Raw genomic sequence first — 11,828 nt, 5'->3', positions numbered from 1 at the left:
ATGAAAGGCATCATTCTCGCGGGCGGATCGGGTACGCGCCTCTATCCGCTGACCCGCGCCGTGAGCAAGCAACTGATTCCGATCTACGACAAGCCGATGATCTACTATCCGTTGTCGACGCTCATGCTCGCCGGCATTCGGGAAATCCTGGTCATCACCACCCCGCACGAACAAGACGGGTTCAAACGCTTGCTCACCGACGGCGGCGAGTGGGGGCTGCAGATCCGCTACGCGGTGCAGCCGCAGCCGGAAGGCATTGCCCAGGCGTTTCTGATCGGCCGCGACTTCATCGCCGGTGAGCCGGCGGCACTGGCACTGGGCGATAACATCTTCTACGGCCACGGCTTCGCGGACTTCCTGCGGCGGGCGGCCACGCGCTCGGTCGGGGCGACGGTCTTCGGCTACTGGGTGCGTGATCCCGAGCGCTACGGGGTGGTGGAGTTCGATCAGCAGGGCCGCGCCATCGGGCTGGAGGAAAAGCCGGAGAAACCCCGCTCGCCCTACGCGGTGACCGGCCTGTACTTCTACGACAACGACGTGGTGCGGGTCGCCGAAAGCCTCAAACCGTCCGCTCGCGGCGAATTGGAGATCACCGACGTCAACCTCGAATACTTGCGCGCGGGCAAACTGCACGTCGAAAAGCTCGGCCGCGGCACCGCCTGGCTCGATACCGGCACGCACGAGGCCTTGCTACAGGCCTCTAACTTCATCCAAGCCATCGAGGAACGCCAGGGGCTGAAGGTGGCCTGCGTCGAGGAGATCGCCTATCGCATGGGCTACATCAGCGCCGCCGACGTGCAGCGTATTGCCCAAACGATGGCCCGCACCGGCTACGGGCAGTACCTGCTACGCATGCTCGAACAGGAGTGGTGATGCAATTCCTGCGTACCGAGCTGCCCGAGATCATTGTGGTGGAGCCGGACGTCTACCGCGACGACCGCGGCTTCTTCTTGGAAACCTATCACTGGGAGAAGTACCGCGACGGCGGTATTACCGAACCGTTCGTGCAGGACAATCACTCGCGCTCGGGCCGGGCAACGCTGCGTGGCCTCCACGCCCAGTGGCGCCGGCCGCAGGGCAAGCTGGTGCGCGTGCTGCAAGGCGAGATCTTCGACGTCGCCGTCGACATTCGCCGCGGCTCGCCGCGCTTCGCGCACTGGGTGGGGGTACATCTATCGGCGGAGAATTTTCGCCAGATCTATGTTCCGCCCGGATTCGCTCATGGCTTTTGCGTGCTCAGTGATGCGGCCGAGATCGAGTACAAGTGCACCGATCTCTACGATCCCGGTGGCGAGCTGCACGTCCGGTGGGATGATCCCGCCATCGGCGTCGCTTGGCCGATAGCCGACCCGCTCTTGTCGGCCAAAGACCGCGCCGCGCCGCGCCTGGCGGAGGTCGCCGAGCGGCTGCCGCTTTACCCGCCGCAATAGGCGCCGGCAGCGCAGGGCCCGCCGAGGTTGCGTGCGACAGCGATGACGCGGGCGCCGTTGATTACCGGGCCGTTCCTGCTTTGCGCGCTGGCGAACTTCCTCCAGGGCATGGCCTTCAACTTGTATCTGCATCTGCCCGGCTTCTTGCAGCAGCTGGGAGCGGGCGAGGTGCAGATCGGGTTCATCTTCGGTCTGACCGCAGCGGTGGCGATCGTGGTGCGCCCGTGGCTGGGGCGCGCAATGGACAGCCATGGCCGGCGCCGGCTGATCTTGGCGGGCGGGGCGCTCAACGTCGTCGTTTGTTGCCTCTATCTTACCGTTGGGCGACTTGGCCCCTGGATCTACGCGGTTCGCGTTGGGCACGGCCTGGCCGAGGCCGCGCTGTTTGCCGCCTTCTTTACCCAGGCGGCGGATCTGGTGCCGGCCTCGCGGTGCACCGGGGGCCTCGCGTTGTTCGGCGTCTCCGGCATGCTGCCGATCTCGTTCGGTGGTCTGATGGGCGATGCGATTCTGGCGCGGGCCGACTACGCGGCCGTGTTTGCCGCCTCGGTGGTGTTGGCGGCCTCGTCGCTGGCGCTATCGTTACCGCTGCGGGACGCTGTGCTATCTAGCGGCGAGCTGCCCAACCGCGGGTTTGTCGCCGCCGCGCTGCAGCGCGACCTGCTGCCGGTGTGGTTTGTCGGCACTGTGTTCGCCACCGCGCTGGCGGCTTACTTCACCTTCCTCAAGACCTTCGTACTGGCTACCGGAATCGGTTCGGTCGGCGGTTTCTTCACCGCCTACGCTCTGAGCGCCGTGAGTCTGCGACTCTTCTTCGCCTGGTTGCCGGAACGGGTGGGGCCAAAGCGCGTGCTCTTTCCGGCGCTGGCGGTGCTGGCGCTGGGTCTGGTGCTCCTGGCACGAACGACGCGGGCGAGCGAGGTGGTGGCCGCGGGCATTCTGTGCGGGTTGGGGCATGGGTTCGTGTTCCCGATTCTGTTGGGACTGGTAGTCGAGCGCGCCCGGGCGGCGGAGCGGGGCGCGGCGCTGTCGGTGTTCACGGCGTTGTTCGACGGCGGAGTTCTGCTCGGTGGCCCCAGCCTCGGCGCCGTTATCCGCTTCGGCAGTTATCCCGTCATGTTCAACGTTGCCGCGCTGCTGGTGTTGACGGGCTCGACTATCTTCGCGCTGTGGGATCGCAGGTGCGGCGCCGGCTGAGGCGGCCGGCGCATTTGACCATAGATGCACTTTGCGTGACCGGATCGGCGATCGAGTGTGGTAGGATGCCAGCGTGACTCGCGAGGGGGGCACCGTTGATGCAACCAGTGCGGACGAAGGGATGCTGTCCGCCTATTGGCAGGAGACACAGCGCCTGCTGGCGCACCGAGTGCAAGCGGCGTCCATCTTCTTTCTCCTCTTTGCCGGCGCGATCACCACCCTGGAGGTGATCTACTTCCCTACTCGCCGCAGCGCGTTGCTCCTCACTTGTGCGGTGTACGCGGCGCTGTGCGTGGCCGCGGTCGTCGCCGTGCGTCGCCGGCCCGATCGGACTTTCGCGATCACGGTGGCCGCTACCAACGCTCTGGCGCTGTGCATGACCGCGTATTCGGCCGCGGTGCACAATCGTGCCGAAATGCTGGTGCTGACTCTGACTTTGTATCTGACCGGAGTGGTGCTGCTCTTTCCCTGGGGCTTGCGCGGGCAAGCGCTCGGAAGCCTGGGCGCGGCTCTGGGATACCCGCTGAGCACGTTCGCCGGGGCAACGACGGCCTCGCCCAGCGTTTACGGCCTGGCTGCGCTGAGTACGGCCGTCGGGCTGACGCTCACCGGGGCGTACCTGCTCGAGCGCCACCGCTTTGCGGCCTACTGGCGCGCCGCCGAGCTGGAGCGGGCTCAGTTATTCTCCGCTGCACTGCTCGAAGTGGCGCGGGCGCTCAACGCCACTATCCGTGATCCACAGGCGTTGGCGGAGCAGATGGCGGCGTGCGCCCGCCAGGCCTTGGCGGCGGATTGGGCGGCGCTGTTGCGCTGGAACGAGAGCGGGCGAACGTTCGAGCTGGCAGCCGGTAGCGGCGTGCCGGCCGCCGTCGCCGAGGAGATTCGTACCATCGGCTTCAGCCCGCAGGTAATAGCCCCTTTCGAGCGGACGCTGCGCAGGAACGGCTGGGTTGCACTCACCAACAGTGAGAGTAGCGAGCCACTTGCGCAGACGCTGCTGCAGCGCTGGCGGCTGGCGGCCTTCTTGAGCCAAAGCATCATGCGCGAGCAGCAGATAACCGCGGTCGTGTCGTGCTGCTACGTGCAGCCGCGCGGGCCGTTTCGGCCGCAGGAGCGCCGCCTACTGGCAGCCATCGCCAACCAGGCGGCAGTGGCGCTGGAGAATGCTCGCCTGATGGAGGAAGCCCGCGCCGCCAATCGCCTCAAGTCGGAGTTCGTCGCCACCGTCTCCCACGAGCTGCGTACGCCGCTGAACGTGATCATCGGCTACACTGACTTGTTGCGCGAAGCGGCGCTGGGCGACCCCGGCGAGCAAAGCGCCGCGCTCGACCGCATCCGCCAGCAGTCGCTGCAGTTGCTTGACCTCATTCAAGCCATGCTCGACGTCAGCCGCCTCGATGCCGGCGGCTTGCGCCTGAATCTCGAGGAGTTCGACCTCGGCGCGCTCTTTGCCAGCCTGCGCACCAGCGTGCCTTCGAACTGGTGCGGGCCCAAAGTGAAGGTAGATTGGCTCAATCGCGGCGGCGCGGCGACGTTGCGAACCGACCGCGGCAAGCTGGAAATGATTTTGCGCAACCTCATCCACAATGCCCTCAAGTACACCGAGGCGGGCGCTGTCAGCGTGGCCGCTGAAGAGGTCGGGGACCAGGCCCAGGTGTGCTTCTCGGTTACGGACACCGGCCCGGGCATCGCGCTCGAAGACCAGACGGCGATCTTCGAGATGTTCCGCCAGGCCAGCGCGACGCCGGGACGCGACGGCGGCGTCGGACTGGGGCTCTACATTGTCAAGCGCCTGAGCGAGGCGCTGGGCGGCAGCGTGAGCGTTCACAGCCAGCCGGGGGCTGGGGCCTGCTTTCGCGTGGTGTTGCCGCGCCAAGGGCCACGCACCGCGGCGGGCTGACGGCGCTAAGCGGCCGCCCCCTAGCATTTGCGGTCGCCCGCATTTGTCGGTACCTCCTCGGCGTTGTGAGGCTGTTACGCCGGCTCGTTCTGGGGATGTTGATTGGCGCGCTGCTCGCCGCGGCGACGCTGTGGTTCGGATCGCTGCCACTGCTGCGCTGGGCGCGGCAATGGGGTGAGCGAGAGCTGGCGGGCGTGTTCCACGCCCCCTGCCAAGTCGGCGACGTGAGCATCTCATGGTGGCCGACGACGCTGACGGTTAGCGATTTCCGGATTGGCCGTGACGCGCCCATACTGGCGGTGCGCAGCGCCACGGTGCAGCTGCGGCTGACGCAAAGCTTGCGCCGGCTGCGCCCGGTGGCAACCCTGCGCGCTGCTGGTGTATTCCTCGATATTGATGGCTTGCCGAAGGGCTCAGCGCCCGGGGGCGACACCCGGCCCGGCGCCGCCGCCAAACCCGTGGCCTTCGAGGTTACAGCCACCAGCATCGAGGATGTTACGGTCCAGTTCCCTATCGATCGGCAACCCCTCCAGGCCACCGCGCCCCTGGTCAACGGCCGCGTCGGTATTAGTCCAGAGCAGCCTTTCATCACCATGACCATCGACGCCGGCGCGGCGGCGCTGCGGCGCGCCGAGCGTCAGCTCTCGGTCTCCGCGGTCCATATGGAAGCCGGCGTCCTAGGCAAAGAATTCTACCTCCACAAGGCGACGATCGCCGGCGAGCAGGTAAGCTTGAGCGTCGTGAACCAGGCCCTGCCGCCAGCTACGCGCCATCACCTCACGGCGGAGTTGCCGTTCGAGTTGCTGGCAGTGGTGTTCGAGCCGCTCAAGCAAGCCGCCGGTAGACTCAGCGTCGAGGCCTCCTGCACCGGCGAGCTGTTTGACTCCGAGATCGAAGCGCAGGCGAGCTTGGGCGGCGCCGTATTCGGCGGCTTGCCCGTCGGTGAGGTAAAGGGCACGGTCCTGCGCCGCGGCAAGTTGCTGGCGGCGCGCGACGTCACCATTAGTGCGTGGCAGGGGACAGCGACCGCGAGCCTCGAGTTGACCGTGGCCGGTCCGGTGCCGGCAACCGGATCTGTGACCTGGCAAGGCCTCGATGCTGCGTGGATCAACCGCCCCGGCGGGCCGCTGCAGCCGTGGTCATTCCGCTCTGACGGGAGCGCGCAGCTGACCGGAACCCTGGAACCGGTGGCACTCAGCCTCGAAGGCGCCGGAGCGCTGGCGGCAGGCACCGGTGAGAGCGCGGCGGCGCCGGCGCAGTGGACCGCACGGCTGGGCATTTCCCGCGACGACTTGCAGCTGACCGGAACCATCGAGCAAGCTGCCGGCAATCGGGCTCAGGTGAGCGCCTCGCTCACTGGCGGTGAGGCTACAAGCGGAAGGGCGACGCTCCATTTGGCCGACGTCGCCAAGTTGGCGCCGCTGGTGCCGACACCGCTGCGCGAGACCCTGGCCGGCAGCCTTTCGGCTGACGTTACCTTGAGCGGTACCCTCGCCGAGCCGAGGCTGAGCGGCGCGCTCGCAGGCGACCGGCTAACCGTGCTGGGCGCCACGCTGGCGTCGCTGCGCGGGCAACTCGAGTGGAGCGATAGCCTATTGACGGCGCGGGCGTTGCAGCTCACCAGCGCCACCGGCAGCGGCCAACTTGACGGCGTATTGGCGTTGACCGGCGTGGCCACCAATGATTGGCAGCTGCAGCTCCAGGACTTCGACTGGTCGCTGGTGACGGCGGCGGCCGCGGCCCTCGGCCACGAGCTGCCGCTGCACGGCGGCACCGCCACCGGGGCGGTCAGCTGCCGCGGGCCGTGGCACACTCCGGCACTCGCCGCCAGCCTCGATCTGCAACGCCTGTGGGTGCTGCGTGAGCCGCTGGCGATGCTGGCGCTGCGGGCTGCGGCGACCCCGCCCGACTGGCAGGCGGAGGTGATCGTGACCCACGCCCGCTCCGAATCACTAAAAGTTACGGCAGCGGGCCGCGGCCGGCAACCCTGGCGTGCCGACATCGAATCGAGCCGGTGGCAGCTGGGCAATCTACGCGGGGCTGGTCTGCGCGGGCTCGAGGGCACGGCTACCTTGCGCGGACACCTCGAAGGCCCGCTGCCGCAACTCGGCGGCCGGCTGCAGCTCGAGGGCCAGACGCTGGTCATCGGCGGCCGTCCGCTCGGCCCAATTACCGTCAACGCCGAAGGTGAAGCCGGCCAGTGGCAGGCGCAGACGACCGCTTTGGACGGCGCGATAGAGCTTGCCGCCACGCTGGCGACAGCGCGGGAGTGGCCCTTTACGTTGCATGGCCGATGGCAGCTCGCCGATGCCGCGCCGCTGATCGCTCGCGATGGGCTGTTGCGGGTGGAGACCGCCGGCTCACTGCGCTTGGCGGGCGGTCTCAGCTCACCGGCGGATCTCGGCGGTGAACTGCTGGTGCCGGTGCTGAACGTCGAGCGGCAAGCCTATCGCGTGCAGGCTACCGAGCCCATCGTCGTGCGCGGGGAACACGGGCGTTTCCGCATCTCCAGCTGTTCGCTGGCGGGCGAGGGCAGCCGATTGCAGCTGGCGGGCGAGATCACCACCGCGGGAGTGGCTGAGCTGCGCGTCGAGGGCGGCGGCAACCTCGCCCTGCTCGAACTGGTGGCGCTGCCGGTCAAGTCGGCCTTGGGCGAGTTCGCGGTGGCAGCGGACGCGCAGCGCAGCGCCGCGGGCACTTGGCAGTTGCGCGGCAGCGCCAGCCTCCAAGACGCGGCCCTCGATGTCGGCGCCCCGCTGGTGTTCACCAACACCAACGGCCGCGCTACTTTGGCCGGCAGCCGGATCCGCATCGAGCAGCTGGAGGGCAAGGCCGGCGGCGGCGGTTTTGGCGTGAGTGGCGCGGTCGACGTGAATCGTGGCCCCGAGGTGTCGTGGACGATTGATCAAGTCGCGCTCACCTTGGCCGAGGGGTTGGAAGCGCGCCTGTCCGGGCACGGCAGCGCCGGTGGCCCCTGGGCCGCGCTGCGGCTGGACGGCAGCGTGGAAATCGTCGATGCCCTCTACGACCGCGACCTCCAGCTCACCGATTTGTTCCCCTGGCTGAAGGAACAGATTCTCCCGGCTCCACGCAAAGAGGCGGCGACGCGCAAAGTGGAGTGGGACCTGCGGGTGTACGCACACGACGGCCTCTTCATCGACAATAACGTCGCCAAGGTCGAGATGTGGACTGATCTCCACCTCACCGGCAGTAACGATAGACCGGTGGTCGAGGGCACGATCGGGGTCTTGAACGGCGAGGTGCCGTTTCGCGGACACACCTTCACGATCACCGGCGGGGCGGTCGACTTCCGCGATCGCTTCGCCCTCAATCCCAACTTGAACATCAACGCCGAAACGCACGTGGCCACAGCCGACGCCGATTACACCGTGACGGTGGCGGTGACCGGCACCGCCGAGCATCCGCGCGTGCAGTTCAGCGCCGACGACCCCAACCTGTCGCAGAACGACGTCCTCAGCCTGGTCAGTTTCGGAAAGACCACCGCGCAACTCCAGCGCGAAGGCGGCGGGGTCAGCGCCACCGACGTGCTGGCGCTCTTACCCACGCGCGCGGTGGAGCAGCGCGTGAGCCGGCTGGTCGGGGTCGACCGCTTCGAGATCGAGGCGGCGCAGGCGCGCACCACCGGCGCGATCGAGCCGCGCGTCACCATCGGTAAGGATCTCACCGAGCGGCTGCGCGCAGTCGCCTCGGGCAGCTTCGGTGTCGAGGCCCGGCGCAGCGTGCAACTGGAGTATCGGCTGACACGGCGCATATCGTTGTTGGGAAGCTGGGAGAGTCAGACCCAGGCACAAGCCGGTGCTTTCGGCGGCGATGTCAAGTTTCGTTACGAATTCCGCCGGCTGCCATTGTCGCTGATGCCCGCCGGCGGCGCCAGCGGGGCCGCGGATGAGCGCTGAGTGCATCTGGCGGCGCGCTGGTCTGGCACTCAGCGCGTTGCTGGCGCTGGCCGCGGCTCCCGGCTGGGCGCAGGACAGCGAGTGGCTGGGCCGCCGGATTGTGGCGATCGGCTTCGAGTGCACCGCGCCGATCGACCGCCGCGGACTGGCGGCCTTGCTGCCCATGCGAGTGGGCGACGAGCTGCGGCGGGCTGACCTAGAGGAAGCCGGCTGGCGGCTGGAGCAAACGGGGTTGTTCAAGGCCAGCGCGATCGAGCCGGTCGCGCGCGAAGACGGGGTGGCGCTGACGCTCAGGCTGGAGCGCCACATCGTGGTGAACGTGGTGCGCTTTCGCGGTAACCATGCGCTCGGCGGCGATGAGCTCGAACGGCTGGTGCGGCTGCGGCCGGGAGCGATTTACTCCGAGGAGTTGCGCGACCAGGCCGTAGCGCGCCTGCGCCAGCGCTACGCCGCCGAGGGCTTCGAGCTGGCGCAGGTGAGCGCCGGTGTCACCGCCGGGGCGGCCGGCGAAGTCGATGTGACATTTAGAATTGAGGAGGGCGAGCCGCTGCGGGTGGCCGCGATCGAATTTGCCGGTGAGCTGCCGGTGCCACCGCGGCGACTACAACGGGCGATCGGAATACGCGTCGAGGGGCGCTACGTGCGCTCGCGGCAGGTGGCGGCAGAGAAGGCGATCGTGCGCTTGCTGCGTGCCGAGCGCTACTTCGAGGCGCGGGTCGATAGCACCTGGGAGTTGGGCGCGAACCGGCGCGGAACGTTGCGCTTCCAGCTTGACCCCGGACCGCGCTTCGACCTCACATGGTCGGGAAATCTCCGCTTTAGCGCGAGCCAGCTGCTGGAGCTGATGGATCTGCCCGGGCGGGTCATCGTCACCGACGGCTCGTGGCGCGAGCTGGCACGGCGCGTCGAGCGCGCGTATCGCGAGGCCGGCTACTACGTCGTGCGGGTCGGCTTGAGCATCGCGCCGGGGCCGCCCAAGACGGTACACTTCGACATCGTCGAGGGCCGGCGTTTTCGGGTTGCCGAGGTCGGCTTCGAGGGCGCGCAGGGCGTATCGCCGGCGCAGTTGCGGGCGGTAATGGCGACGCAACCGCCGAGTTGGCTGCCGTGGCGGCGCGGCGTGCTGCTCGATGACGTGCTGGCCGACGATCTCAAGCGGCTGTGGTACCTGTACCGCCGCTACGGCTTCGAGGCGGCCGAGATCGTCGATCTGCGCACCCGCTTCGAGCCCGAGCGCGGCCGAGTGTTCATCACCGTCGTCATCGAAGAGGGGCCACGCACGCGGGTGCAGACGGTCGAGCTGGCCGGCTTCGAGCCGCTGCGGCTCGCGCCCCCGGAGTTGGCCCTGCGCGTGGGCGAGCCGCTCGATCGCGAGGCGCTGGAGGCCGACCGGCAGCGGCTGGTTACCGCACTGGCGCGTGCCGGCTTTCCGCACGCGGAGGTAGCGGCCGAGGTCAGCACCAGCGCGGCCGGCGGCGAGCTGGCTGCTAGCGTGCGTTTTACCGCGGCCCCCGGCACCGCCGAGAGCGTAGGCGCGATCATCATCCAGAACAACCTCGACACCAAGGCCGGGGTGATTGCGCGTGCTCTCCCGTTCAAATCGGGTGATCCGCTGGATCCCGAGGCGCTGCTGCTGGCGCAGTCGCAGCTCTACCGTCTCGGGCTGTTCCGCAGCGTCACAGTTCGGCCGCTGCCGCGGCAAGCCGCCGGCGGCCGGCGCGACATCGGCATCAGCGTCGCCGAGAAACCCCCAGGCAGCTTGCAGTGGGGCGCCGGGTACAACACCCGCGACGGCATTCGCGGCTTCGGCGAAATCAGTCACAGCAACTTGCAGGGGCTAGCGCGCCGCTTGAGCCTGCGGGGCGAGTTCAACTTCGAGCCGGCGTCGCTGTCGCCCGATGAATACCTGGGTGATCTTGCCTTTCGCGAACCACGCCTGGCCGACACGCAGTGGGCGCTGCGCTCCGACTTGATCGCGCAGCGCGCCACCCGCACCGTCGATCGCTTCAGCGTCGAGCGCTTCGCCTTCATCCCCGCCCTTGAACGACCGCTGCTACCCGAGCTGCGGGCGGGCTTTGATCTGCAAGTGGAGCAGAGCCAGGTGTTCGACGTCGCCAGCGATGTGCTCGCCTTCAACCCCCGCGATCAGGGGCGATTGCGCAGCATCAGTCTGGGTCCCTTCTTGGTCTACGATGGACGCGATGATGCCTTCATGCCCAGCCGCGGCGTCTTCGACTCGTTGCGCCTGCGCTACGCCCCGGCTGAGCTCGGCGCCGACGTCGCGTTTGTGAAGCTGCTGGGCCAGCACACACACTATGTCCCCATCACCGAGAGCGTAACCTTTCTGTACGTACTGCGTGGCGGCTGGGCCTATGCCTTCGCCGACGGCGATCAGGTGCCGATCCGCGAGCGCTTCTTTCTCGGCGGGCGCACCACCGTGCGCGGGTTCGGCGAGAACGTCATCGGCCCGGCCGGCAGCGCCGGCAGCCCCTTGGGCGGCGACCTGGTTGGTATTCTCAACACCGAGCTACGCTTCCCGCTGGCCTTCGGCATCGGCGGGGCCGTGTTTGCCGACGGCGGTGGGGTTTATCTGCAAGACCGCGCGACCAGTTTGGACGATTTCCGCCGCAGCTGCGGGTTGGGGTTGCGTTACAACACCCCGGTGGGTCCGCTCAGCCTCGATTACGGCTTCAAACTCGACCGCCGCACCGACGAGTCGGTCGGTGAGCTTCACTTCAGCATCGGCGCCATGTTCTGAGCTTGTACGCGCCCGCCGCCAGCGGTTGCTACTTGTGCTCGGTCTTGCGCGCCAGCGGCGGGAACCAATAATCCTCGTCGTGCTCGGCCGCTGCGAGCGCGGGCAGCTTCGCCGGCGGCCGGCCGCCGTGGCGCAGCATTTCAAGGATGACCGGTGTGCAACGAGTAGCGCCGCAACCCCCATCGCCGCTGCCGGTGGCGCGGTTGACCTCTGCGACGGTGCGGGCACCGGCGCCGATGGCATCGCTGATCTTGGCCAACTTGATACCTTTGCAAATGCACACCACCCGCAGGCGAGCGCGCAGCTCGTCCTCGGTGAATCTACGCGGCTTGCTCATGGCTCGGCTTACGTGCGCGCCAGTGTAGCGGGGGGCCCGCGCCAGTCCAACACCGCTGCGACCGGCGCGGGGAAGGGTGCGCGACAAATTTGTGGGTAACGTGGTTCGGTGTTATGGCCGTCATTCCCGCGAAAGCGGGAATCCAGTTTGGCGTTTGGTGCTATGGACAAGCAGTTCTGCGTTTACATCCTGGCCAGCAAACGGAACGGCACGCTGTACATTGGGGTGACCTCAGAGCTGGCAACGCGGGTGTGGCAGCATAAGAGCAAGGTAGTGGAGGGTTTTTCGG

The 11,828-nt window shown here is 67.8% G+C and carries 8 protein-coding genes; 7 read left to right on the top strand and 1 reads right to left on the bottom strand.

Annotated features, from left to right (window positions below):
- From rfbA to bamA, 6 genes are all read left to right on the top strand, one after another.
- A complete protein-coding gene (gene rfbA / locus HY699_07810) occupies positions 1 to 873 on the top strand; it encodes a glucose-1-phosphate thymidylyltransferase RfbA (protein ID MBI4515705.1) in 873 nt (290 codons plus the stop codon).
- Entirely contained in the window at positions 873 to 1,430 is a 558-nt protein-coding gene (rfbC, locus tag HY699_07805; GenBank protein ID MBI4515704.1) for a dTDP-4-dehydrorhamnose 3,5-epimerase, read from the top strand. Before rfbA ends, rfbC begins: the two co-directional genes overlap by 1 nt.
- Positions 1,431 to 1,472: 42 nt before the next feature.
- Positions 1,473 to 2,627: an MFS transporter gene (locus tag HY699_07800; protein MBI4515703.1), complete on the top strand. Its 1,155-nt coding sequence runs from the start codon at positions 1,473 to 1,475 to the stop codon at positions 2,625 to 2,627.
- Between the two features lie 73 nt (positions 2,628 to 2,700).
- On the top strand, positions 2,701 to 4,527 hold the full coding sequence (locus HY699_07795) for a HAMP domain-containing histidine kinase (GenBank protein ID MBI4515702.1): 1,827 nt from the start codon (positions 2,701 to 2,703) through the stop codon (positions 4,525 to 4,527).
- A gap of 95 nt (positions 4,528 to 4,622) precedes the next feature.
- A complete protein-coding gene (locus HY699_07790) occupies positions 4,623 to 8,444 on the top strand; it encodes a translocation/assembly module TamB domain-containing protein (GenBank protein MBI4515701.1) in 3,822 nt (1,273 codons plus the stop codon).
- Positions 8,434 to 11,202, top strand: a complete 2,769-nt coding sequence (gene bamA / locus HY699_07785) for an outer membrane protein assembly factor BamA (protein MBI4515700.1) — start codon at positions 8,434 to 8,436, stop codon at positions 11,200 to 11,202. The genes HY699_07790 and bamA overlap by 11 nt, the downstream gene beginning before the upstream one ends.
- A gap of 28 nt (positions 11,203 to 11,230) precedes the next feature.
- Here bamA and HY699_07780 read toward each other — a convergent pair whose 3' ends face one another.
- On the bottom strand, positions 11,231 to 11,539 hold the full coding sequence (locus HY699_07780; GenBank protein ID MBI4515699.1) for a (2Fe-2S)-binding protein: 309 nt from the start codon (positions 11,537 to 11,539) through the stop codon (positions 11,231 to 11,233).
- Positions 11,540 to 11,701: 162 nt separating this feature from the next.
- Between HY699_07780 and HY699_07775 the strand changes: the two genes are divergently transcribed.
- Positions 11,702 to 11,828, top strand: a 127-nt coding sequence (locus HY699_07775; protein ID MBI4515698.1) for a GIY-YIG nuclease family protein, incomplete at its 3' end; no start/stop codon positions are given.

The organism is Deltaproteobacteria bacterium (assembly GCA_016210005.1).
In the GTDB taxonomy this organism is placed as follows: Bacteria; Desulfobacterota; Binatia; order HRBIN30; family JACQVA1; genus JACQVA1.
Note: the sequence above shows the minus strand (reverse complement) of the source record. Positions and strands in the feature narration are given on the sequence as shown.

Bases quoted from the DNA above. Each gene is read 5' to 3' on its own strand.
- rfbA (MBI4515705.1), top strand. From the start codon at position 1: ATGAAAGGCATCATTCTCGCGGGCGGATCGGGTACGCGCCTCTATCCG.
- HY699_07790 (MBI4515701.1), top strand. From the start codon at position 4,623: ATGTTGATTGGCGCGCTGCTCGCCGCGGCGACGCTGTGGTTCGGATCG.
- HY699_07800 (MBI4515703.1), top strand. From the start codon at position 1,473: ATGACGCGGGCGCCGTTGATTACCGGGCCGTTCCTGCTTTGCGCGCTG.
- rfbC (MBI4515704.1), top strand. From the start codon at position 873: ATGCAATTCCTGCGTACCGAGCTGCCCGAGATCATTGTGGTGGAGCCG.
- bamA (MBI4515700.1), top strand. From the start codon at position 8,434: ATGAGCGCTGAGTGCATCTGGCGGCGCGCTGGTCTGGCACTCAGCGCG.
- HY699_07780 (MBI4515699.1), bottom strand. From the start codon at position 11,539: ATGAGCAAGCCGCGTAGATTCACCGAGGACGAGCTGCGCGCTCGCCTG.